The organism is Anthropogastromicrobium aceti (assembly GCF_020687335.1).
Classification (GTDB): Bacteria; Bacillota; Clostridia; order Lachnospirales; family Lachnospiraceae; genus Anthropogastromicrobium; species Anthropogastromicrobium aceti.
Window position 1 is genome coordinate 119,872 of sequence record NZ_JAJEQN010000003.1, and the last position, 24,779, is coordinate 144,650.

Sequence of the window (24,779 nt, forward strand, 5' to 3'; positions counted from 1 at the left end):
TATTATAAATGAGTTCTTTCATAGAAGCAAGTCAATTTTCAAAGCTTATAAAAAAGAGATTACCTTTATACGATGTGGTAATCTCTTTCTATTTTATTTTTTTAGTTTTGGATGGCTGACTAACGATGCAATATATCCAAATACAATCGCTGCACAGATACCCGCTGAGCTGGCGGTCAGTCCGCCCTTAAAGATGCCAAGCAATCCTTCCTCATCGACTGCTTTTTTGACACCTTTCCAGAGCGTATTGCCAAAACCAAGAAGCGGCACACTTGCCCCTGCTCCTGCCCACTCTTTAAATGGCTCATAAATGCCGAATGCACCTAAAACTACTCCTGTAACCACAAGAATAACCATAATTCGACCTGGCATCAGCTTTGTCTTGTCCATCAGAAGCTGTGAAAGCGCACAGATCGTGCCACCGACTGCAAATGCAATTAGATATTCCTGCATGATTTGCCTCCTTCTGCTAATGACATAGTCTTTTGTTTCTTCTCAAAACGTTCATCGAATGAGTCAAGCGCTTCGATGACTACTGCATGTGCAATGCCTGGAATGCTTGCACCTTCATTAAATGAAATCTTTGACAAAAGCGCGCCTGTTGGAACAAAAAGCACACGTTTCCAGATCTTTTTTTGAATCTGAGGCAAGATATACGCAGCCAATATCACAGCACTGCAGCCACATCCGCTTCCACCTGCGTGAACATCCTGCTCTTTTCGTTTAAAGATTTCCAGTCCACAGTCCATATGACGATCAGAAATATCAATCTTTTTTTCGCGAAGCAAATCAATTAATAGTTTACTACCTATCTGGCTAAGATCGCCTGTAATGATCTTGTCGTAATCGCTTGGTTTTGTCTTAAAATCTTCAAAATGCTGCACAATCGTATCACATGCGGCAGGAGCCATCGCCGCACCCATATTCATTGAATCTGTTATTCCATAGTCTACGATTTTTCCTGTCGTTACTCCTGTGATTTTGGCAAGTGGAATGTCGAGTTGGGTTGTAGTGTGTGTCTGAACACTTTCAAGTACAACAGCTCCTGAACCTGTTACAGTCCATTCTGCACTGAGTGGTCTCTGGTTTCCATAATCAGATGGGAAGCGAAACTGCCTCTCTGCAGAGGCATAATGGCTGCTTGTCACACAAAGTACATGATCTGCATATCCTGCATTCACAAACATAGCACCCGTTGAAAGTGTAAGCCCCATTGTAGAACAAGCACCATACATGCCAATTGTCGGGCAGTTTAGTTCACTAATTCCAAAACTGCTTGCGATACACTGGCCAAGCAAATCACCTGCAAATACATAGCGAATCTGCTTCGGCAAAAGATGTGCCTTCTCAATTACTTTCTTTACGGCTCGCTTTTGAAGCTCACTCTCTGCCTGTTCCCAATTATCCTGTCCACACTTTCCGTCAGGATCAATTTCATCAAATAGTGCACCAAATGGCCCCTCTGCCTCTTTTGGGCCAACAACAGAGGCCGCCTGCAGAATGCGGGGCGGCCTCTCAAAACGTATACTTGCTGTTCCTGTCTGCATAATCACTCCTTGTTATGGATATAGTTTTCATTTCAAAACTACTTTGCCCAAAAGGAAATATTTTATGCAGATTTCACATTTAACTATTTATTCAAACAATTCTTTCACCATTGCGACATCGAAAGTAACATTTTCCACTTTGTTGACCTCGATGCGATACAGTGCATTTGCAGCGATATGCTCTGCTGCCTGCTCTAAATCACGGATACCTGTTGTATGTGCGTAAAGATCAACAACTGCTTCAACTGCTTCTGGTGTGACGATGCACTCACCCTCACGAAGACCCATGCGACGCAGCACCTTAGGCAAGGAGAATTTTGTGAAAATAATCATCTTCTCTTCCTTTGTGTAGTCTGGAATGTCGATCACGGCAAAACGAGACATAAGTGGAGCACTGATCTGATCCTTATTATTGGCAGTTGCAATAGGGTAAACGCCGCCAGTCGGAACCATACACTCCATATAGTTATCAGTAAATCCAAGATTATCAAGAAGTGTCAAAAGTACATCGGCTGGGTTGCCGCTGCCCTTACTTGATGCTGCTTTGTCAAGCTCGTTGATGATGAATACAAGATTTGATTCACGCGCTGCTGAGAAAGCTTCCATGATAATACCTGGTTTTGCATTTGCGTAGATACGTGAGCTTCCAGTTAACTGCTCTGGGTCGTTGATGGAACTCATATCGAGTGTAGTCCACGGCAGCTTCAGGATTCTGGCAACTGCATAGGCAATCTGAGATTTTCCAGTACCAGCTGGTCCGACAAGTAAAAGACCATATGCCGGAAGTGTGTGTGTACGGTTAATCTGAATGATAGTCTCTATAATTCTTTGCTTTACGCGCTCCATGCCGTAAAGTTCTTCGTCAAGCACCTGACGGGCATACTCTGGATCAATTGCCTCAAAATAATTGCTCTTCCACTGGATATTCATCATAATAGAAAGCGCACGCTGCGCATGACGCTTCTCCTCTGGGGAAACCTCGTGAGAACGCGCTACAGCCAGATTTCGTCTCGCCCACAGACGAATATTGTCTGGAAGTGTCTTTCCAGCACATGTCAAAAAGTCTGTAATGCTCTGAAGGCTAGTGATCTTCATGTCATCGCCAAGCTCTTCTTTATCTTCATCTTCAGCCTCTTCTTCCGGTGCATCACTTGCAAGCAGACGGTCAATCATAAACTGTAAGAAACCATCCTCTGCTGAAAGCTTTGTACCGCCGCCAAATGCGATCTCGCGAATCTTATAAACTGCATATCCTTCTGCTGTATTTTCTCCTGACAAACGCACATTAATATGGTTGTCGCCAAGCCAACGCACAAGTCCGACAAAACGTGAATCTACCTTCAAAATATCAGCGGTATAGGATTCTTTTGAATTTTCCTCTTTAAATTCAAATGCTGTTCTCTTTGTCGGATTTGTAAAAAATCCAGTGGAATGATGCGCATGCTCTTTTTCTTTATTATCTAGAACAAAAATTGGATGCTCTGGTGTAGAGATCTCTTCGTTAGAACGAAATGTCGTATATGTACACTCCGGATTAACCTTTTCTTCTGTCTGGTTACTGAAATCAAAAACTCTCATTTTCTTCCTCGCTTATTTGATGTCGTTGTTGATGATTCCAATCTACAGCCATATCTTAACAGCAGGCTACCTATTGGCTTCGTCATGGTTTCAGTATAGCGCATCTGCACGCTTCGGTCAATTACAAAACAAAAGTCAAACTCGTTTTGCACCCATGTGGCACTGCGTCTACAATTTGCATCGTGCCTTTATGAGCACTCACGATTTGCTGTACGATCAAAAGTCCTAATCCATGCCGCAAATCCAGACGCTCGTCTGTGCTTTCCATATAATGTGGCTTTTTTTCTAACTCGCATCGTTTCTCAGGTGAGATCCCGATGCCATCGTCTGTAACAGAGAGGATAAGACAATTCTTCGCATATTTTTTTGTGCACTCCAGCGCAAGATAAATTTTGCAGCCATCTGGATTATGCTTGATACTGTTTTGCACAAGATTACTGATTGCACGCAGAATTAAACGAGCATCCCCTTCCAAAACTGCATTTTCAGCATTCTCTGCAATTTCAATTTCGATCGTATAGGTATCTGAAATGCCAGAATTAAGTAGTTCCGCTGCGTAAGAACGGATAAGCTTTGATAAGCGAATGACTTCCAGATGAAGCGGCTGCATTTCATATTCTAACTGCGATACCAAATTTAAGTCCTGTACAAGCTCTTTGATCTTCACGCTTTGATTTCGCACAATCTCGGCTTGCTCCTTGATTGATGCACTAGCCTCTTTGCTCTGTGCAATACGCTCTGCATATCCCATAATCATGGAAAGCGGTGTGCGAATATCATGAGAAACACCGCTAATCCAGTTGGCTCTCGCCTCATTTTGTTTACTTAAAATGTTTGATGCCTTATTTACACTTTCTGCAATTTCAGCCAGTTCTCCATCCACATGAAGGGAAATTGCCTTGCCATCCGATAGTTTTTCCACTGCCGCTACAATCGGTTCCGTATTTCGAATGATCTTGCGCCTTGAGTAATAATACGCAATAAACAAGCATATAAGATCCGTTCCCAGCATTCCCATAAGAAAAAGCGGAAGTCTCTGAATTGCCGCGATTGAATAATAATTACTGGTTAACTTCATATAGCTGTTTTTCGGATAGCCTAGTACCAAAAGACCATCGGCCGTATTCCAGACAAAAACAGGATAATCAGCCAAATACCCCTTGGAAAATAATGCAACATCCTGAATCGTATAGCTTTGCGGAATCTCAGCAGGCAAGTCAAATGCCCAAAAGCAATTGCCATCAGGCGTCAGATACAGCGCCCAAATATTTTGCTCACGCAATCTTTGTGCTGCCTCCTCTGATAAGGCATCATGAGTTACCGAAGCGGCAGTTCGCTCCAACATTGTTCGAGGAGACGCGGCTCCATAATCTTCTGTCACAGTTTTATGAAATGCGACAACAAAAATTATTACATTGATAAATAATAGAAGTAGAATAAATGCGGCAAACGATGCCAGATATTTTGAAATATATGCGCCAAATGATTTCATGATCTCTGACCTCACTTTCGCATAATCAATTTGTAGCCCAAACCCTTAATTGTGATCAATGACTTGGGATTTGACGGATCCGTTTCGATCTTTTCTCGTACACGCCGCACATGGGCATTCAAACTATTTTCATAGCCAAATGGATTGTCGCCCCATAGTGCTTCGCAAAGCGCATCAACGGTGATAATTTTTCCTTCATTGCGGGCAAGTGTTTTTAACAGCATGTGTTCCTTTGCCGTTAAAAAGAAAATCTCGTTTCCTTTGTAGACTTCTGCTCTATCAAAATCTACCGTGCATCCATCCAGCACAACCAGTGGATTGTCTTCCTTATAAGAGCGACGCAGTACTGCATAAATGCGAAGTATCAATTCCTGCGGCAAAAATGGTTTTACAATATAATCATCTGCTCCAAGCCCCAGCCCGGCAAGTTTGTCCGCTGCCTCATCCTTCGCAGTCAAAAAGATGATCGGCACATCAGTAAATGAGCGAAGCTGCTCCATCAAAGAAAAACCATCTTTATCTGGCAGCATCACATCCAAAATGATCAGATCCGGTTTTCCTTTTTTTGCCTCTGCAACCGCTTCTTTCCCCGTAGCAGCCATAAGAATTTTTTGAAAACCAGCATCTTTTAAAATATCGGATAGCATTTTCAGCAAATCCGGCTCGTCATCCACAAGCAAAAGTGTTTTTATGTATAAAAATGAATTGTCCATCGTGTTTCCTCCAACTACAACCATATGTATCGTTATCGCTATCATTACAGCTACAATCATAATCACAATTATAGTTATGACTGCAACCACAACCACAACCACAACCACAACCACAACCACAACCACAACCAGCGATAGTATATCACAGAGAATCTCATCTGAGGGGCATATCTCAAAAAAGTAAGGTAAAAGTAAGGACGCGAGAAGATTATTGTCAGGTTCACGTTGTACGATAAAAGTATCGAAAAACCCACACTTATCTATCAGGAGGAGATGTTCTTATGAACTATATTACAGATCGCGCTACCGATCATACTACAGACTGCATTATCACCACCGAACAGTTGACAAAGAAATACAAAAACTTCACTTCTGTCAACAATGTTTCGCTTCACATCCGCAAAGGCAGTATCTATGGTTTTCTCGGTCCAAATGGGGCTGGAAAATCTACCACGATGAAAATGCTTTTGGGTCTGACCAAGCCGACAGCTGGCAGCTTTACCATTGACGGAAAACACTTCCCAGCTGATCGCCTTGCAATCTTAAAGGAGATTGGTTCCTTTATCGAATCGCCTTCGTTTTATTCCAATCTGACAGGACGAGAAAATCTTGATATTATTCGTAGAATTTTAAAACTGCCGAAAAGTACTGTGGACGAGGCTTTAGAATTAGTTGGTCTAACTGAATTTGGTGACCGACTGGCAAAAAAATATTCACTTGGTATGAAGCAGCGTCTTGGTCTTGCTGGTGCTTTGCTTGGCCGACCGCCTATTCTGATTTTAGATGAGCCGACCAATGGTCTTGACCCATCCGGTATCCATGAAATTCGCAATCTCGTAAAATCTCTGCCCACGCTTTATGATTGTACCGTCTTAATCTCATCACATATGTTATCCGAGATTGAGTTGATGGCAAATGACATTGGCATTCTCAATCATGGCCGACTATTATTTGAAGGCAGCCTAGATGAACTGCGGCGAAACGCCTTGCAGGCTGGATTTGCAGCTGACAATCTAGAAGAAATGTTCCTCTCAATGATTGACAATGACAATACCACCAGAAAGCAGAGGGCAAAGCTATGAGTCTTCTTACAATCGAACTTCAAAAAGAAAAACGAACCGGTGTGATTCCCGTACTGATTGTCGTTGGCATTTTAGGTGCCGCTTATGCCCTTGTCAATTTCTTTGTGAGGAAAAACACACTTTTATCTCTGCCGCTTGCCCCGATGGATGTTTTACTGACCCAGCTTTATGGTACGCTTCTGATTTTAAATATGTTTGGCATCATCGTTGCCACCTGTATGATTTACAATATGGAATTTAAAGGAAATGCCGTAAAAAAATTATATATGCTGCCTGTAAGCGTCCCCAAAATGTACCTGTACAAATTTTTGATTCTAACAATTCTGCTTTTGATTGCAATCACTTTGCAAAATCTTGCACTTATAAAAATTGGCATGACCGATTTGCCGCAGGGTACATTTGAGTTGCCGACACTTATTCTGTTCGCCGCCTATTCGTTTATCACCTCTATGCCGGTATTATCTTTCTTGCTGCTGATTTCCTCGCGCTTTGAAAATATGTGGATTCCTCTTGGCATCGGTGTCGCTGGCTTTTTAAGCGGAATGGCACTGGCAAATTCCGATCTTGCCATTTTGATGTTTCATCCTTTTGTTGTCATGTTAAAACCTGCGGTTGCGATGAGCGCCCAACCTGACAAATCAATTGCTCTTGTTGCTCTCACAGAAACCGTTCTGTTTCTTGCCATCGGTTTGGGACTGGCAAACTATACGCACTACGAATAAGGAGGATGTTGAAATGAGTGAAATAAATAAAATAAGTAAAATGAGCTTTTCAGAATTGCTCAAAATTGAATTTATGAAATGCAAGCGTTCCAAAATCGTACCCCTGATTTTTATTGCCCCTTTGCTTGTGGTTTCTTCTGGAATTGCAAATTTAAGCAGCTATTTCACACCAGAATATACAAATGCATGGTCCGCTATGTTCATTCAAAGCGCACTTGTTTACGCATATTATCTGTTGCCCTTTAGCATGATCGTCGTCTGCGTCATGATTGCAAGCCGTGAAACTGGAAATAATGGGATTCTTAAAATGCTTGCGCTGCCTGTTAGCCGCTATGCGCTTTCCGCAGTCAAATTTTGTGTACTAATTTTTTATCTTTTTATGGAAATGGTTGTCTTTCTTGCTGTGTTTGTCATTGGCGGATTGATTGCAACTAAGACAATGGGCGTAACCGAAACTTTGCCTATTTTTTATTTATTGAAATGGTGCTTCTCCCTTTTTCTTACAATGCTTCCTTGTATTGGGACAATGTGGGCCATTACTGTCCTTTTTGAAAAACCACTGCTATCGGTGGGCCTTAATCTGCTTCTTGTCATTCCAGGTGTTTTGGTTGCAAATACGCCTCTTTGGATTGCTTACCCTTATTGCTACAGCGGCTATTTGGTTTCCTGCTCGCTGCGCGATTTTACAGCAGAAGCTTCTGATACTTCATTTTCTTTATTTCCGTTTTTGCCTTGCGCGATTCTTGTCTTTTGCCTGGTGTTTTCGCTGGCGATCACACAATTTGGCAAAAAAGAGAGGCACTGACCAGAAAATCCGTCGAGGATGCAAATTAAGCTATTTCTCGCATCTTCGGTGGATTCGCACAATATCGAGGTTAGTTATTAATTCAATTTACAGTCTTAAACATGGCATTTCAGCTTTCCCAGCTTTCATCAGCTTCTTCTACCTTTTTTTCTAACACTTTTCTGCACTTCTCTTTACCACTGGCGCGAATTGATCCATTGTACCCACTAAAAAAGCTATTTTTACTGACCCTGGCACTACTTCTTGTCAAACTATCTAATTTAGTATATGCTATAGTTAAACTAATTTAAAGAAGGGATTCTCATGACTATTGCTGTTTCCGATTTAACGGGTTCTCTTACTGAAATTTTAAAGGAAGATTACGACTTAGACATTGAAAAAGAAGAACGCCTAAAAGAAAAATATGAACTACAATTTCCAATTTTAATTTCATAGAAAGGAATTTTCCAAATGAAACGATTAAAACTATGTCTACTGGCACTCATCATTTGTTTTGGCTTGTGTGGCTGTGAAGGAATCGGATTTACTTCAATACGCAGATATGCCGATTGCATGAATACAAACTGGCACTTAAATTTACCTGAAACGGATGTTGAAATATATGTGAAAAATTCTGGCGTCAGTTTTACTGGTGACGGTATCCGATACCACATTCTCCAATATGACGAAGAAAGTGCAGATATCATTTTAAAAAGCTTCGATTGGGAAGCTGGTGAGCTAGACAGCGAATTAGCTGATAAAATGGAGGAATGGCTGGATAGCATAGACGTACCATTAGAAGATCGTCCAAAACAGAACGAATGGAAACATACGACTTTACTTAGAAAGGAATACAACAGAGATCATCTTATTATGTTTTTTGATGAAGATACAAATCAGTTGTATGTAGTGGAATATTTTTTGTAAAATCAAAGACTTTGTTCATCTAAGTCAAAATAACTTTTTCAATATGCCCTCAAGAGTTAGATTCTTGTTCTAACTCTTGAGGGCGACTTAAATTGAGCCATAGCATAAACTCAAAAAGCCATTTTTTACTAACCTCTACACTGCCCCTATACTGTGACTCGATTCCCACCTCATTACAATCTTTCATCGACTCGAATATCTTCCTTGATGCATCTCCACCTTGTCCAGAACATCCCAATTCCGATCATGATTGCGTACATTCCATACGCATATGTCATGCTGACAGGCTGTGTTTGGCCTACAATCGTCCAGTTTTCTATACTGCTCCAGTTCACCGGTGAAAAACGGTACATCCATTTCGTTGTCATGGATGCTCCGCAATATACGACAACCGGATCTAGCAATATCAGAAAAACAGCTGCTGCAATCCCCAACGTATTGCTCTTACAGCAAAAGTTGATGCTGTACATCACCATTCCAAGAAACCAAAATTGCAGCCATACCGCCAGAAAGCCCAATATCTGTGCGCCATACGGATAAATGATGGAAATTACTCTTCGCGGAAGCACTAGATTTCCCAGATAAAGAACCTGATATTCATCTGACTTTAGAATTTGCGTAATGGTACTTCCCCAAAACTCATGTAAGCTTACGCTCGGAAGTAGAATCAACGCTGGAATTACCGATAAAAAGACGGTGTAACCAAAGGCTGATGCACAAATGTAAATATTTTCTCCCAGCCACCAGCCCTTTCTGCCGGATCGAAGAACGATATAGGTCAAAAATGGATCACGTACCGGAACATCACATAGCAAGCAAACCCATCCAAAGCAAACTAATATTTTTAGCAGTCCATTCGTGATATCGCAATCAGCAAATACCACGGACAATAGAAATGGCGTAATCTTTGTATGATACTTAATTCCAAAACTGCTTAATCCGCTGAAATAGCGTATCATTAACACAATCATTAAAAGAAACGTAAGCAAAATTCTGCCATCTTTTTTCCAGCGCATAAAATTGCTTTTTGCGACCAAACATGCAATTCTATAAATCTCCATTTTGATACCTCTTTCTCACGGCATAATAAAAAAATAGTCCCGAAAAAACATTGCATATGAGCAAAAAGCCAAGATGATATACCGCTACCCATATTGGATTTTCCGATGGAAGACTTTGCAATCCAGAACTAATCCACTCAAAAGAAACTCGGTCTGGCAGCAATAACGAAACCGAATACAGAAAATAAAAGAGAAGCACGGAACCGCCGATCGCAACATAACTATTCGGACTCCAAACAGAGAGCGCCATCCCTGCTGTCGTAAGCGCAGCGGCTGCAAGACCAAAATTCGTTCCAAGCAAAACAAGGTACAAAACTGCACCGCTTGGATTTGTCATTAGTATGCGAAATGCATCCGAATTATATGAAATATCTGCGCTAGATTCAAGCGGCATAACCGGAATCGTCAAAAAACTGGTCAGCAAAAAACCTATGATTACAGACGCAATTGTTCCTCCAATGTTTACAAGCACTTTTGTAGTGACATAGTCCTTATACGAGACACGTACCAACAAATTTCTTATATTGTGATAATTATAATCTCTTGCAAACGTATAACTATAAAGTCCTGCCAATACAGCAACTAGCAATGACTTATACTGATCAAATACCAGACTTTGCTCAATTGCCTGCACACTGCTGAAAAGTTCGCGTACCTGCTGATTCTTTACCGCTTGCGTAAGCGTCTGGAAGATTCCTAACATGCACACACATACGACGCCAAACACCGTTAGTAAAAAATGCCAAGAACAAAAGCAGCGGAATGTTTCGCTTTTTAAAAGACCTCTTAGATTCTTTCGTCGCGTCTGCTTGTAATTTGTTTGCCTATAATTTGATTGTATTGTCATAGACTTCCCCCGTTTCCGCATTCAAATGAAGCCAATTTCGGATAGTTTTTCCATTCTTTTCAACGGTATATTCCACTCTCCACGCTGGTATCAATGTCATTGTCTGATCCTCAAACGAAATATCGCCAAAATTATTCACATATACAGGCTTTGCCGACACAAATCTGGCATCTTTTATTCCAGCCTCTCTCAACGCTTTTTTTGCCAGCGCAATCGCCTCATTTTCATCAAGACTGTACACCTCTTTTGATGAAACAACCTCCTGTGTAAGAATTGGACACAGATTGCCATTTCCATAAACAACTTGATGCTTTGATGGACTATATACAATCTGAATTCGATTTCTTCCCGAAACAGAAGCTACATAAGTATTATGATACGCCATATAATAATAAAATAGATAGGCTTCATCAGCTTCTCCCCAGCTATTTAACTCGCCCGTCTGCATTCCATTTTCATCCACTTCGGCACCAGGTGCATATAGTTTAAATTCCTCTTCGTCGTAAAGATCCTTTTGCAGCTGATTTAATCCCTCTGCACATAACGCATACTTTTCGCAAAAAGCAATCAAAAAGCCCGCATCTTTTAAGCACTGCTCGATTTGTGCCCCGATTGCATCAATAGAAGTGTCACCAATGTCGACAGCTGAGAAATAGGAATCCAGTGTTCTGTCATCTGAGAATGTACTTAATACGGTTGTATAATAATCGCCCAATTCGCTATTGATCGAATAAAAGCCTTCGCCATTTGTACTAACACCCAAATAGAAGTACGGATCCTTCCCTTGGTTCCGCAAATAGTCCTCTACCTGCTCTTCTGACATATCATACAGCACTTTTCCAATCTGATTGATATCCAGCTACTGATATTTCACAACCTCCAATGGCAGTGTATTTTCAGCGGCCGCGCTTTCAGCCGTATACTCTTGTGTCTCACCAGTACGGTCTTTTACCGACATCCGAAAATCACAGCTTGACAGCAGACTTCCTATCCCTATGATTACAACTGATACTATACTAATTCCAAATGCTTGTTTTTTCATAAATCTCCTTTCTGAGATTTCAACTCCCCTACACTGTCTCCTGCCGCAGCTCTTCGCAAATATTTCCTTTCCTTACTTTTTGCCACGTATACACCGTGGAAAAAATCATTACAAGTATAAATGCCGCGGCGCCGACTGCATACAGCCCAATTGGGATGATTTTATTTGTGTAGATAGAATACTTCAAATAGGAATATGACTTATAGTTTGCCAGAGCGCCCATCAGCCCTCCTATCACAAAGCCTCGAAGCGTATAGCTTAAATTCTCCGCAAAAATCATTCTTAAAAATGTGTGCTTGCTGCAGCCTGCTGCTTTTATCATCGCATATTCCCTCGTGCGAAGCCGCACTGCTGTCGTGATTGTATTGGCAATATTCGCCAGCGAAATAAGAACAATTAGAATCAGAAAACACATCAAGCACACATTGAGAATGCGCATCATATTTGCTTCATACTGATCAGTTTGCGGCGGCATTCCAATATCAAATGATTCATCGTACTCATTTCTCAATTCTAACATTAGTTCTAATGCGCGCTCGGAATCAATTGTTTTCAAATACGCATAGTCCTGAATATTCGGCGTAATAAACAGGTCTTCATTATAGGCGCTAAGCGGCAGCACAAAGCCCCAGTCTCCTGCCCATGCCCAGTATGGATAATCCTCTGCTTTTACAGTCTCTCCGATTTCAAAGGAAAGCTTTTCCATGGACTCTTCCACTGGAACCTTAAACTTTTTAAAATCATCGTCTGACTGTGCAGTCCTGCCATCTCCCACCAAATAAATCATCATGCTTGGATCCTCAGGATCTGGATAAGCATATGAGGCATCTCCAATCTTCTTTTGTTCCATGATTGAGATTTCAGTCAGCTTGCTGCTATCCTGAAACATAGATCCCTCATAAAACCGTCTTCGTCCATCATCAAAATCAGCTGCGCCCTTTACGGCATTTAAAATCAAAAGCTTTGGATTTTCAGACCTCAAATATTCCTCTGGATTTAGTCCGAGCTGTTTTAAATAAGCCTCATATTGTGTGTCTTCCACAAAATAAATTTGATCGCGATAATGCATCTGACCATCCACAATATATTCCCCTACAGCAAGTTTTCCTACATTTGTCAAATTACTCTCATCCACCACAATATGCAAATTGGCCTTGCGAATATAGACCGCCTCTATAATACTCGATGACGTTCTTAGCTGACCAACAAGCTTCTCTCGAAATTCCTGTGTGAGATATTCTTGATCAAATGTATCATTATAAATACTGTTAAACTGAATATGATAATTATAATAATACGGAACATTCAGTCCCTTCATACTCAGACGCATGTAGTAGATAAATCCGCTTCCACCAAGAAACAAAAACAGACAGATCGCCAGAGAAAAACTAATCGCACGGTATGATTTTTTATTGCGCTTTGCATTGCGGTGTGCAATCAGACCGCCCACGCCAAACACCATTCCTAAGATACCGCGTCCACGTATATTCCTTGCAAACTTATGATCCTTAATATCATTTGTCTGGCGAATCGCCTCGATCGGAGAAATCCGTCCAGCACGCATGGCTGGCACCATCGCAGAGATCAAAATGGTGATGAGCCCTGTCACAGCTGCAACCACAAGATACCAGACTTGCGTATAAAAGGTCATCGAAATGCTTCCCACATATGCGACTCCATTTGAATTGATCATCGCATCAAAACTGTTCTTTAAAAGCCGAAATACACAGCTTACACCAACACAGCCAATTAGCAATCCTGCCGGAATCGCTGATACTGCCAGAAAGCCCGCTTCCAGAAAGACACTCACGATAACCTGAAAGCGCGTAGCACCAATAGATTTAAACAGCCCAAACTGACGTGTTCGCTCAGTCAGAGATATCGAAAACGAATTATAAATCAGTGCAATGCTCGCAATCGCAACCACCACCATTAACACTGCACACATACCAAATAACATATAGCGGATATCGGAGACACCTTGCCCAAAATAACGCAAAAGCGTCTCATTGATCTTTGACTGGTGATCGCCAAAATTTTTTGCAATAAAGTCGCTGGTATCATCAATGCTTTTCGTTTTTAAATAAATATCAGAAATCGTTGTCTGCACCCCTGTTGTCAGCACAAGATAACAAGGCTCCGCAAACTTTTGATAACCGGGATTTGTGCTAACTCCGACAATCGTATAGGTCTTTGTCTGTTCTACCTGTATCGTCTCTTCCTCGCAAAAATCCGCACTGCTTCGATCCTCGATTCTTTGTTCCTGATGCTGTATGACTCTGCCATCTGACCCAATACGCTCGCCAATCTGCCAGGTGATTGTATCTCCAATATGAAATTCTTTTCCAGCTGTTGTCATCATTTGTGGGATAATGACTTCGCTGTCATTTTCCGGCAAACGCCCTTCAATCAACCTTACGCCCATCGTAGCAAAAAAGTCTGCATTTACGCTTCCGATCGCCACATAAACTCTATTCGACAGCGAAACTTCATGTTCAATACCAAAATTCTTCTCGGCAACGCCGACAATGCCCATGCGACAGATCTGCATCACTTCCCCAGACTGTGCCAAGCGCGCCTCATCTTCTTCGTCACAATTATAAATCACGCCATAATAATCGCCATCGCGCATTTTCATATATTCGCTGAAAAAATGAAACAGACTTGAGGTTCCCGTAAGTACTGCTGTCAGCAATGCAAATGACAAAACAATTCCCGCAAATGTGACTGCCGTTCTCGCCTTATTCGCTGCTAACATCCTCTTTGTATACAAAAATAAAATCTTCATCAGCGGATCACCTCATCTCTGCAAATCCGCCCATCCTCGATGCGGATTAAGTGCTTCGCCTGGTTTGCAATCTCCTCGTCGTGCGTGATAATAATCAAGGTCTGATGATATTTTTCATTCGACAATCGAAGAAGATTCATGATTTCCTGACTGTTCTTCGAATCAAGATTTCCAGTCGGCTCATCGGCTAAAATCACAGTTGGCGAATTGATTAACGCCCGTCCAATTGAAACACGCTGCTGCTGACCACCAGATAGCTGATTTGGAAGATGATGCTCACGCCCTTTTAAGCCAAGATCATTTATCATCTGATTGATGCGCGATTTTTCCACCTTTCGACCGTCAAGAAGCGCCGGAAGTGTCATATTTTCAACAGCATCAAGCACAGGAATTAAGTTATAAAACTGATAAATCAGTCCCACCTGCCTGCGGCGAAAAATTGCCAGCTGCTCATCATTTTGCTTATATATATCCTGTCCGTCCATGTACACACTTCCGCTGTCTGGACGATCCACTCCGCCTAATATGTGCATCAGCGTAGACTTTCCAGAACCAGATGTACCAACAATTGCAACAAACTCTCCCTTTTCGATTGAAAAAGAGACATCATCGAGCGCTCTTACTTCATTCTCGCCCTTTCCATATGTCTTACACAAATGTGATGCCCGCAAAATTTCCATTCTCATCCCTCCTGATCTTATGATCTTTCGTTTTCAATTATTATGGTACACGCTGTAAGTGACAACTCACTTACTTTTCGGTGACAATTTTGTCACTATTGCAGTTTGCAAGGCAAGCCAATACTTCATGGCAAAGCCCTGAGGCGAATGGCTTTCACGAGACGGAACGTTGTAGCGGGACTTTCAAAATAATATACAATAATAAATATGGTAACAGGTGCCCGCGGAAAAGAGACGTCGACGAAACCATTACGCCGATGGGCTTTTCATAACCTCCCGGGAGGCAACGCCTCACTTGCGCACATGAATGACAAATTTTGCGCCGCCCTCCTCTCTGTTTTGCGCCTTAATTGTTCCATTTTGTTTTGCAAAGATACTCTGTGCCATTGCCATACCAATTCCAAATCCGCTGTGGCGCGCCGTTTTCCCTCTGTAAAATCGCTCAAAAATATGTGGCAGTTCCTCATCGCTTATGCCGTTTCCCTCATCCTCAATCTCAATTTCGCTGTATACAGACTTTTCAGACCAGCTAACATAAAGATTGCCACCGTTTTCCATATGCTCGATGCCATTTTTCAAGATATTAGTAATTGCCTCTGCACTCCAGCCAAAATCACCAAAAAAGCTGTCTGTGTCATTTCCATTCAGACAAAGCTTCACACCATGCAAGTCCATGGAAATCGCAAGCGGCTCTGCACTATGTAAAATAAGCTCCTTAATAAAAATCTTCTCCTTCTGAAGAATAGCAGTTCCTGAATCAAGCTTTGCCATCTTAAGAAGCACTACAACAAGCGAATCTACACGATCTACAAGCTGCTGCATCTCGGTAAGACGTCTTGCACGCTGGCGCACTTCGTCCTCTCCGCTTCCCTCAAGCTTTCTAATGCTGCTGATCATCAGACGCATTGCAGTAAGCGGTGTTTTTAATTGATGAGAAATATCAGCCATCATCTCTGCCTGAAAATTCTTTTCTTTTTGAAGCTGATCTGCCTGCTCACGCAGTCTTATGACAAGTTTTCGTACTTTATCCTGCAAAATGGCAAGCTCTCCCTCGCTGTATTCGTCCAGATTCCAGTGTTCTTCCCCATAAAGAATACGGTCGATCTCGTCTGACAGACTAGATGCCTGCGCCTCACGCCTGCGAATCTCTGATACAAACACACTCGACAACACAAGTGCTGAAAAAAGAATGCAGACAGCAGCCTGCCAACCCCACACAATGAAAACGATAAGTGCGGCGGCTGCAAGCATACTGTCTGCCATGATTAATTTATGGTATTCTGGTCTCATATAATTTTTCCCCTTTTTATTGCTCTGCCCGATCTTCCATGCGATATCCAATACCTCGAATCGTATGAAGCAGGCGTGGACTTTGTGGATTTTCCTCAATCTTCTCACGCAGACGCTTCATATACACAGACAGCGTATTGTCATTTACATATTCGCCAGATGCATCCCATATCTCCTCAAGTAGCTGATTTCTCGTCAAAATCTGACCTTTATTCTGCAGTAAAAGAAGCAGCAGACGATACTCAAGTGCTGATAAGAACAGCTCTTTTTCGCCTTTTGTCACTGTTGCTGATGACACATTGACCCTAAGATCGCCACAGCTTAAAATGCGCTGTTCTTTTTTGCAGCGGCGAAGAACTGAGCGGATTCTTGAGATCAGCTCACGAGGGCGAAACGGTTTAGCTATGTAGTCATCTGCACCCATATCAAGGCCTGCGACTACGCTGTACTCATCACCTGATGCAGTCAGAAAGATCACCGGAATCTCGTATTCTTTTTTTATTTCTGCACAGATAGAAAAGCCATTTCCATCCGGCAGACTTACATCAAGGAGCACCAGATCAAAAGCTTGTGCCAAAAGACATTCGCCCGCCTCTTTTTTAGAGCCTGCAATTTGCGTATCAAAACCCTCTGCGCGAAGCAGTTCACCTAGATACGCAGCGATTTGGCCATCGTCCTCTACCAGTAGTATTTTTGTCATTTTCTTCTTTGCCTCCCGTAACTTTAATGCCACGTTATTTTATCGCGCACAGCGCTGATAAGCAAATCGCGGTGTTCCATTCTCTACATATATAACACCACAGCGCTCAAATCCATTCTTTTCAAACAAATGCTGCATGACATTGTTATCCTTATGGGTATCGGCGCGAAGCTCTGGGCAAATCACTTCGCAAAAGGAAACTATCTGTGAAAATACTCCCTTGATTGTACCGTCACTTGCAACACGATGAATTGTTCCGTATGTATTGTCATTTTTCCAGCTGCCCTGCTCGATCACGCGATACGTTGGATCTTCTCCCACAAAGAACTTAAATGCTGCATGGGGAATGTTATCCTCTCCCATGCAGACAAAGCTGTATCCATTTTCAATATCATCCTGTATCATTTTTCGTGTTGGATAACCAATCTCCCACTGCGTTGTGTTTCCAGTACTATCCATAAATCGCTTTGCCCTAGCATAAATTTCCATCATGCGATCAAGATCAGTCAGCTTGGCTTTTCGTATTGTTATCATGTCCACGCTTCTCCCTTCTGCTATTAAAAGACAATAGCCCAAAAAGAGCTGCCGCTCCACGGATGATGACATCCATTTTGCAGCAGCTCTCCCTGCTAAAAACTATTTATTTATCCTTATCTTTTTCAAAGAAATCTTTGATTGGATGCTTTTTCTTAGTTGTCGTTGTATTGGCAGTCGTCTTGCCATTCATCGCCTCACCAAATGCCTGCAGTGCCTCTTTTTGCTCCTTTGTCATACTGGTTGGTACCTGTACTACAAAAGTAACATAATGATCACCACGTACATTTTTGTTGCGAAGACTCGGAACACCCTTGCCTCTTAAACGTACCTGCGTATCAGTCTGAGTTCCTGCTTTAAGCTCATACTCCACCTGACCGTCAATTGTATCAATTCTAATCGTTGCACCAAGCGCAGCCTGTACAAAAGATACTGGCACTGTTGAGAAAATATCGTAGTCCTGACGTCTAAAGATCGGATGCTGTGATACTGCAACCTCAACAAGAAGATCACCCCACTCGCCGCCGTTAATACCAGGCTCACCCTTTCCGCGGATGCGAATACTCTGACCATTGTCAATACCAGCTGGAATCGTAACCTGAATGGTCTTTAACTTTGTCTGATATCCGGTACCACGACAATCCGTACACTTGTCCTTTATGATCTTACCGCTTCCATGACAATCCGGGCAGACCTGAACGTTACGAACCATACCAAACATTGACTGCTGTGTGATTGTAATCTGGCCGCGTCCCTGACATTTCGGACAAGTAATAGGAGAAGTTCCTGGCTTTGCACCTGAGCCATGACAAGTTTGACAAGGATCCTTAAGATTTAACTTAAGCTCCTTCTCACAGCCCTTTACAGACTCATCAAAAGTAATGCGTACTGCTGTTCGAAGATTTGCGCCCTTCATAGGACCGTCATTTCTTCTGCTTCGTCCGCCGCCAAATAAATCTCCAAAGATATCTCCAAAGATGTCTCCCATATCGCCGCTAAAGCCACTAAAACCACCGCCGTAGCCTCCGCCGCTGCCATCAAATGCTGCATGACCAAACTGATCATACTGTGCACGCTTTTCCTTATCACTTAATACACTGTAAGCCTCTGAGGCCTCCTTAAAAATTTCTGCAGCTTCTGCGCTCGGGTTAATATCCGGATGATACTTCTTGGCAATCTCTCTGTATGCCTTTTTTATGGCGGCATCATCAGCGTCCTTCGCTACACCAAGGACTTCGTAGTAATCTCTCTTCTCTGCCATAAATACTCCCATCTGGGCAACCGCTCAAAGCCGCTTCGGCCAAAAGGGCTACCAATACTTTTCTTACTCTTAACATGGCAAAACTCCTGGAGAAGTCCCCAAGAGCAATGCCATTTTTTATCTTACTAAAACTTCTTAATTATTTCAACCCACAGTTGATATTTTTTTCAAACTTTCTAATTAAGCGTTTTTTTATTAAACTTCCTTGTAGTCTCCATCAACAACATCGTCAGAAGAAGATGAGGAACCTGCACCTGCGTTCATGTCTGGGCCTGCCTGTGCGCCACCCTGAGCTGCCTGTGCCTGCTCATACATCTTGGAGAACAGCTGCTGTGCACTGTTCTTTAATGTCTCAGTCTTTGCCTTTAACTGCTCAGTCTGATCTGGTGTTACGTTGTTGATATCGGTAGAAGCTACCAGATCCTTCAGTGCCTGAAGGTCGCTCTCTACCTGACCCTTTAAGGTCGGATCCAGCTTATCGCCAACTTCCTTCATTGCATTCTCAGTCTGGAATACGAAGGAATCTGCCTCATTACGAGCATCTACGCCTTCCTTACGAGCCTTATCCTGTGCCTCGAACTCAGCTGCTTCCTTAACAGCCTTCTCGATATCAGAATCAGACATGTTGGAGCCTGCAGTGATGGTGATGTGCTGCTCCTTACCAGTTCCAAGATCCTTAGCAGATACATTTACAATACCGTTTGCATCGATATCGAAAGTAACTTCGATCTGCGGAACACCTCTTCTTGCTGGTGCGATACCGTCCAGACGGAACTGTCCTAAGGACTTGTTGTCACGTGCAAACTGTCTCTCACCCTGTACAACGTTGATATCTACTGCTGTCTGATTATCAGCTGCGGTAGAGAAGATCTGGCTCTTCTTTGTCGGGATTGTAGTATTTCTCTCGATCAGATGAGTAGCAACACCACCCATAGTCTCGATTGAAAGAGTTAACGGAGTAACATCAAGCAGAAGGATATCACCTGCACCTGAATCACCTGCTAACTTACCACCCTGAATGGAAGCACCGATTGCTACACACTCATCTGGGTTCAGTGTCTTAGACGGCTCCTTACCAGTCAGTGCACGAACCTTATCCTGTGCGGAAATCATACGTGTTGAACCACCTACAAGAAGAACCTTATCAAGCTCTGCTGCTGTCAGTCCAGCACCCTCAAGAGCCTCTCTTACTGGTCTCTCAGTACGAGCGATCAGATCTGCAGTCAGCTCATCGAATTTTGCTCTTGTCAGTGTCATATCTAAGTGCTTCGGTCCCTCAGCAGTAGCGGTGATGAACGGAAGGTTGATATTTGTGGTAGTAGCGGTAGACAGCTCTTTCTTTGCCTTCTCTGCTGCTTCCTTTAATCTCTGAAGTGCCATCTTATCGTTAGACAGATCAACACCCTCAGTCTTCTTGAACTCGTCTAACATCCACTGAGTAACCTTGTTATCAAAGTCATCTCCACCTAAGTGGTTGTCACCAGCAGTTGCTAATACTTCGATAACGCCATCACCAATCTCAATGATAGAAACATCGAATGTACCACCACCAAGGTCGTATACCATGATCTTCTGCTCATGCTCGTTATCAAGACCATATGCTAAAGCTGCTGCTGTAGGCTCGTTGATGATACGCTTTACATCAAGACCTGCAATCTTACCAGCATCCTTTGTTGCCTGACGCTGTGCATCGTTGAAATATGCCGGAACAGTGATGACTGCCTCAGTTACCTTCTCACCCAGATAAGCCTCTGCATCTGCCTTTAACTTCTGAAGGATCATTGCGGAGATCTCCTGAGGAGTATATCTCTTATCATCAATTGTTACTTTATAATCAGTACCCATATGTCTCTTAATAGAAGAAATAGTATGGTCTGCATTTGTAACAGCCTGACGCTTTGCCGGCTCACCTACAAGACGCTCACCAGTCTTTGTAAATGCAACAACGGATGGTGTTGTACGAACACCCTCTGTATTTGTGATAACAACTGGCTTTCCACCTTCCATAACTGCTACACAAGAGTTTGTAGTACCTAAGTCAATACCAATAATCTTTCCCATAATCTAATTTCCTCCTAGATTGATCTTTTAATGTTTTGTAATCAAATCTTTCTTTATCAAATATGCAGCTTTTGCTGCGTCTAATATGCTAACTTTAATTTGCAACCTGTACCATAGAATGTCTTACAACACTTCCATGATATAAATAGCCTTTCTGGAACTCCTGAGCAACTGTGTTTTCGCCAAGGTTCTCATCCTCAACATGCATCACAGCGTTGTGCAGGTTTGGATCAAATGGCTTGCCAACTGCTTCAATAGGCTCAACACCCATATCTGCAAGTGCTTTTACAAGCTGCTTGTAAACCATATCCATACCGCTTACAAATGGATCGCTCATCTGCTCCTCGCTAAGACCTGCGAATCCACGCTCGAAGTTATCTATAATTGGAAGAAGCTTCTCTACAACTGACTTTGCTCCCATGTCGAACATGGTTGATTTTTCTTTTTCAGTTCTCTTGCGGAAATTCTCAAACTCTGCAAGATTACGTTTTCTCAAATCATCAAGCTGCGCTGTCAGATCTTCGATCTGCTTATCTTTCTTATCTTTTTTCTTGCCAAAGAAGCGCTTCTTATCATCTGTCTGCACATCCTTGTCATCCGGCTGATTCTCGGCAGCCTGTGCATCTGTCTGCTCCTGACTCATATCTTCAGCAGCCTCCTGCTCGGTCTCTTCAAGAATCTCATCAGTAACTGTTTCTTTTTCCATGTCTGTCACGATACATCCGCCTTTCTATCTCCTGTTTTTCAGGATCTTTCCTCAGGCCTGACCTAAGGTTCATTTTTTTTATAAATTGCATCCAGCTGATCTCTTAAATTCTTCAATGTGCCTACAACCTTTTCGTAATCCATACGCTTTGGTCCTACCACACCAAGAGTTCCCTGAACGCCATCACCCAAATCATATCTTGCGGTTACTACGCTGCAGTCTTTCATGTCCTGCATGCCGTTCTCCTCACCGATATAAACCTGAATGCCCGAATTGCTCTGTGAACCGCTCTCCGAGTTCTTATCTAAATTATCCTCAAGCAGCTTTGCAAGCTCTTCCTTTTCCTCAAATGTGGAAATCAGACGCTGTGCATTTTTCTCATCCGAAAGTTCTGGGTAACGGAATATATTATTTGCACCGCTTGTATAAATTACCGGTGCCGATTCATGTTTGATCGCCTCTGCGACCGCCTCAAGCACACTTCCTACAACACAGCTGTAATCTCCTGCCTGCTCCTTTAGCTGTGTGATGATTCCCAGATTAATCTGGTCTATCGTCAACCCATTCAAGGCGCTGTTAATGAGGACATTTAATTTAAGAAGCTCTTCCTCGCTGATGTCGCTTTCGATATTTAAAATCGTGTTCTTTACAAGATTTCCTTCGACTACGATAACAGCTAAAAGCTTTCCTTCCTCCATTCGTGAAAGCTGTAAAAACTTAAGCTTATTTGTACCAACCTGCGGTCCTGTAATCATCGTCGCATAATTGGTATTTGCTGCAAGAACCTTAACCATCTGCTTTAGCAAAAGCTCAAGCCGGTCTACTCTCTTGACTACAACTTCCTGAAGCTCATTGTTTTCCTTTTCACGTGTCTTCATCAGATGATCCACATACAGGCGATAGCCCTTATCCGACGGGATTCGTCCGGCAGATGTATGTGGCTGAATGATAAGCCCCATTTCCTCAAGATCTGCCATCTCATTTCTAATCGTGGCTGAACTTAAGTTTAAGTCCGTGTACTTAGAAATCGTCCGTGAGCCTACCGGTTCACCAGTCTCCAGATAATTTTTAATGATTGCTGTAAAAATCTTCCATTTTCTGTCATCTAGTTCCACAAGCTCACTTCCTTTTCCTTTGTTTCTATTAGCACTCATCATCCCTGAGTGCTAACGATTATAAAATAGCACTATCGGGACGTATTGTCAATACATTTGGGGAAAAAAATTGTGAAAATTTTGGGAACAATAAGAGCCGGGCAGCACTGCCCGGCTCTTATTAATATATTTATTATGTTGAGAGGATTATACAATACCCTGTGCGTTCATAGCTTCTACGACCTTCTCGAAACCTGCGATGTTTGCACCCATTACATAGTTTCCTTCGTAGCCGTATTTCTTTGCTGCTTCGTCTACCTTCTTGAAGATATTGATCATGATGTTGTGCAGCTTCTCGTCTACTTCCTCGAATGTCCAAGAAAGTCTCTCGCTATTCTGGCTCATTTCAAGTGCAGATGTTGCAACACCGCCTGCGTTTGCAGCCTTTCCTGGCATGAACATCATTCCACTCTCTAAGAAGAAGTCTGTTGCCTCTCTGGTGGATGGCATGTTTGCACCCTCTGCTACAAGGAAGCATCCATTTGCCTTTAACTGCTTTGCATCCTCAAGGTCTAACTCATTCTGAGTTGCGCATGGAAGTGCGATATCACACTTAACACTCCATACACCCTTGCCTTCATGATACTCAACACCCGGTTTTGCTTCTGCGTACTCTTTGATTCTTCCGCGGCGAACTTCCTTGATCTGCTTTACAAGGTCAAGATCAATGCCGTTTGGATCATAAATCCAACCGTTAGAATCACTTAATGTAACAACCTTCATGCCATACTGCTGAGCCTTCTCAGTTGTGTAAATTGCAACATTTCCTGAACCGGAAACAGCAACTGTCTTTCCTTCCATGGTCATACCTGCATTTAACAGCATCTCGCGAACCATATATACAAGACCATAACCAGTAGCCTCTGTTCTTGCAAGAGAACCACCGTATGTCAGACCCTTACCAGTTAAAACGCCCTCGTACAGACCAGTCAGTCTCTTATACTGTCCATACAGATAGCCAATCTCTCTTCCGCCTACACCAATGTCACCAGCCGGTACATCTGTATCTGCGCCAATGTGACGATACAGCTCTGTCATAAAGCTCTGGCAGAATTTCATAATTTCACGGTCTGACTTGCCCTTCGGGTCAAAATCAGAACCACCCTTGCCGCCTCCGATTGGAAGTCCTGTCAGTGAGTTCTTAAAGGTCTGCTCAAAACCAAGGAACTTGATAATACCAAGATTTACAGATGGGTGAAGACGAAGTCCACCCTTGTACGGTCCGATTGCACTGTTAAACTGTACACGGAAACCTCTATTTACATGAGCCTGTCCGTTGTCATCTACCCACGGTACACGGAATGTAATAATACGCTCTGGCTCTGTCATTCTTTCAAGCAAAGCATCTTTGCGGTACTGCTCCTCATTTGCCTCAATTACCGGACGAAGGGAATCAAGAACTTCCTTAACTGCCTGCTGAAACTCTTTCTCGCCTGGATTCTTCTCTGCAACCTTCTGCAGCACTTCATCTACGTAAGACATTATGACCTCTCAATCTGCCGCTCTGGAGCGACCTCTTACAATATCCAACTCTATTTTTCGGACATCGGAGTGAATGCTGATTTTCACTCTACTCTACCTGCCCACCCGAAACCTAGAGATGTCAAATGCACTGATGTCGATCGGGTGGATTTTTGTTACCGGCTTTGAAAACCGACATGTATATGGTACTACATGAATTAAATTACGTCAATATGTGTTTTTTAAAAATAAAATAAATTTTTTAGCGTGTTTTTGTGTATTTATACAATGCGCTATGGTAAAGTGGCAAAGTTCCGATTTTTTTCTTTCTCTTCCGTTCATATTGCAC

24 protein-coding genes are annotated in these 24,779 nt (G+C 42.5%); 5 read left to right on the top strand and 19 right to left on the bottom strand.

Annotated elements, in window-relative coordinates; translation table 11 throughout:
* Positions 1 to 93: 93 nt before the first annotated feature.
* The 5 genes from spoVAE to LKD48_RS01980 all read right to left on the bottom strand — a co-directional run bounded on the left by spoVAE (position 94) and on the right by LKD48_RS01980 (position 5,330).
* On the bottom strand, positions 94 to 453 hold the full coding sequence (gene spoVAE, locus LKD48_RS01960; protein WP_227100342.1) for a stage V sporulation protein AE: 360 nt from the start codon (positions 451 to 453) through the stop codon (positions 94 to 96).
* Entirely contained in the window at positions 438 to 1,547 is a 1,110-nt protein-coding gene (gene spoVAD / locus LKD48_RS01965) for a stage V sporulation protein AD (protein WP_308731012.1), read from the bottom strand. Before spoVAD ends, spoVAE begins: the two co-directional genes overlap by 16 nt.
* A gap of 87 nt (positions 1,548 to 1,634) precedes the next feature.
* Complete coding sequence (locus LKD48_RS01970; protein WP_308731013.1) at positions 1,635 to 3,125, bottom strand: AAA family ATPase; 1,491 nt, start codon at positions 3,123 to 3,125, stop codon at positions 1,635 to 1,637.
* 121 nt (positions 3,126 to 3,246) lie between these two features.
* Complete coding sequence (locus LKD48_RS01975) at positions 3,247 to 4,617, bottom strand: sensor histidine kinase (protein ID WP_308731014.1); 1,371 nt, start codon at positions 4,615 to 4,617, stop codon at positions 3,247 to 3,249.
* Between the two features lie 11 nt (positions 4,618 to 4,628).
* Complete coding sequence (locus LKD48_RS01980) at positions 4,629 to 5,330, bottom strand: response regulator transcription factor (protein WP_308731035.1); 702 nt, start codon at positions 5,328 to 5,330, stop codon at positions 4,629 to 4,631.
* Positions 5,331 to 5,611: 281 nt separating this feature from the next.
* On the opposite strand from LKD48_RS01980, the gene LKD48_RS01985 reads away from it, so the two are divergent.
* The 5 genes from LKD48_RS01985 to LKD48_RS02005 all read left to right on the top strand — a co-directional run bounded on the left by LKD48_RS01985 (position 5,612) and on the right by LKD48_RS02005 (position 8,845).
* Positions 5,612 to 6,412 (top strand): ABC transporter ATP-binding protein, encoded by an 801-nt coding sequence (locus LKD48_RS01985; RefSeq protein WP_066563112.1) that lies wholly within the window; start codon positions 5,612 to 5,614, stop codon positions 6,410 to 6,412.
* Entirely contained in the window at positions 6,409 to 7,134 is a 726-nt protein-coding gene (locus LKD48_RS01990; protein ID WP_227100336.1) for an ABC transporter permease, read from the top strand. The genes LKD48_RS01985 and LKD48_RS01990 overlap by 4 nt, the downstream gene beginning before the upstream one ends.
* Positions 7,135 to 7,174: 40 nt before the next feature.
* Complete coding sequence (locus LKD48_RS01995) at positions 7,175 to 7,939, top strand: ABC transporter permease (protein WP_308731036.1); 765 nt, start codon at positions 7,175 to 7,177, stop codon at positions 7,937 to 7,939.
* A gap of 303 nt (positions 7,940 to 8,242) precedes the next feature.
* Positions 8,243 to 8,374: a hypothetical protein gene (locus tag LKD48_RS02000; protein ID WP_308731015.1), complete on the top strand. Its 132-nt coding sequence runs from the start codon at positions 8,243 to 8,245 to the stop codon at positions 8,372 to 8,374.
* 15 nt (positions 8,375 to 8,389) lie between these two features.
* Positions 8,390 to 8,845, top strand: a complete 456-nt coding sequence (locus LKD48_RS02005; protein WP_308731016.1) for a lipoprotein — start codon at positions 8,390 to 8,392, stop codon at positions 8,843 to 8,845.
* 173 nt (positions 8,846 to 9,018) lie between these two features.
* Here the strand turns inward: LKD48_RS02005 and LKD48_RS02010 are convergent, their stop codons facing one another.
* The 14 genes from LKD48_RS02010 to gdhA all read right to left on the bottom strand — a co-directional run bounded on the left by LKD48_RS02010 (position 9,019) and on the right by gdhA (position 24,451).
* Complete coding sequence (locus tag LKD48_RS02010; protein ID WP_308731017.1) at positions 9,019 to 9,906, bottom strand: hypothetical protein; 888 nt, start codon at positions 9,904 to 9,906, stop codon at positions 9,019 to 9,021.
* A complete protein-coding gene (locus LKD48_RS02015) occupies positions 9,893 to 10,753 on the bottom strand; it encodes a hypothetical protein (RefSeq protein WP_308731018.1) in 861 nt (286 codons plus the stop codon). The genes LKD48_RS02010 and LKD48_RS02015 overlap by 14 nt, the downstream gene beginning before the upstream one ends.
* Positions 10,731 to 11,576, bottom strand: coding sequence for a hypothetical protein (locus tag LKD48_RS02020; RefSeq protein WP_308731019.1), 846 nt, complete (start codon positions 11,574 to 11,576; stop codon positions 10,731 to 10,733). Before LKD48_RS02020 ends, LKD48_RS02015 begins: the two co-directional genes overlap by 23 nt.
* 36 nt (positions 11,577 to 11,612) lie before the next feature.
* Positions 11,613 to 11,795, bottom strand: coding sequence for a hypothetical protein (locus LKD48_RS02025; RefSeq protein WP_308731020.1), 183 nt, complete (start codon positions 11,793 to 11,795; stop codon positions 11,613 to 11,615).
* A 28-nt stretch (positions 11,796 to 11,823) separates the two neighbouring features.
* Positions 11,824 to 14,583 carry an ABC transporter permease gene (locus LKD48_RS02030; RefSeq protein WP_308731021.1) on the bottom strand — a complete coding sequence of 920 codons (2,760 nt, stop codon included), beginning with the start codon at positions 14,581 to 14,583 and terminating at the stop codon, positions 11,824 to 11,826.
* Positions 14,583 to 15,263 carry an ABC transporter ATP-binding protein gene (locus LKD48_RS02035; protein WP_308731022.1) on the bottom strand — a complete coding sequence of 227 codons (681 nt, stop codon included), beginning with the start codon at positions 15,261 to 15,263 and terminating at the stop codon, positions 14,583 to 14,585. Before LKD48_RS02035 ends, LKD48_RS02030 begins: the two co-directional genes overlap by 1 nt.
* 291 nt (positions 15,264 to 15,554) lie before the next feature.
* A complete protein-coding gene (locus LKD48_RS02040; RefSeq protein ID WP_308731023.1) occupies positions 15,555 to 16,553 on the bottom strand; it encodes a sensor histidine kinase in 999 nt (332 codons plus the stop codon).
* 16 nt (positions 16,554 to 16,569) lie between these two features.
* Positions 16,570 to 17,253, bottom strand: a complete 684-nt coding sequence (locus LKD48_RS02045) for a response regulator transcription factor (RefSeq protein WP_308731024.1) — start codon at positions 17,251 to 17,253, stop codon at positions 16,570 to 16,572.
* 39 nt (positions 17,254 to 17,292) lie between these two features.
* Positions 17,293 to 17,787 (bottom strand): N-acetyltransferase, encoded by a 495-nt coding sequence (locus LKD48_RS02050; RefSeq protein WP_118613435.1) that lies wholly within the window; start codon positions 17,785 to 17,787, stop codon positions 17,293 to 17,295.
* Between the two features lie 106 nt (positions 17,788 to 17,893).
* Positions 17,894 to 19,048 (bottom strand): molecular chaperone DnaJ, encoded by a 1,155-nt coding sequence (gene dnaJ, locus LKD48_RS02055; protein WP_308731025.1) that lies wholly within the window; start codon positions 19,046 to 19,048, stop codon positions 17,894 to 17,896.
* A gap of 195 nt (positions 19,049 to 19,243) precedes the next feature.
* On the bottom strand, positions 19,244 to 21,109 hold the full coding sequence (gene dnaK, locus LKD48_RS02060; protein ID WP_066563096.1) for a molecular chaperone DnaK: 1,866 nt from the start codon (positions 21,107 to 21,109) through the stop codon (positions 19,244 to 19,246).
* Positions 21,110 to 21,203: 94 nt separating this feature from the next.
* Positions 21,204 to 21,815, bottom strand: a complete 612-nt coding sequence (grpE, locus tag LKD48_RS02065; RefSeq protein ID WP_308731037.1) for a nucleotide exchange factor GrpE — start codon at positions 21,813 to 21,815, stop codon at positions 21,204 to 21,206.
* Positions 21,816 to 21,877: 62 nt separating this feature from the next.
* A complete protein-coding gene (gene hrcA / locus LKD48_RS02070) occupies positions 21,878 to 22,969 on the bottom strand; it encodes a heat-inducible transcriptional repressor HrcA (protein WP_262536716.1) in 1,092 nt (363 codons plus the stop codon).
* 147 nt (positions 22,970 to 23,116) lie between these two features.
* On the bottom strand, positions 23,117 to 24,451 hold the full coding sequence (gdhA, locus tag LKD48_RS02075; protein ID WP_227100325.1) for an NADP-specific glutamate dehydrogenase: 1,335 nt from the start codon (positions 24,449 to 24,451) through the stop codon (positions 23,117 to 23,119).
* Positions 24,452 to 24,779: the final 328 nt, after the last annotated feature.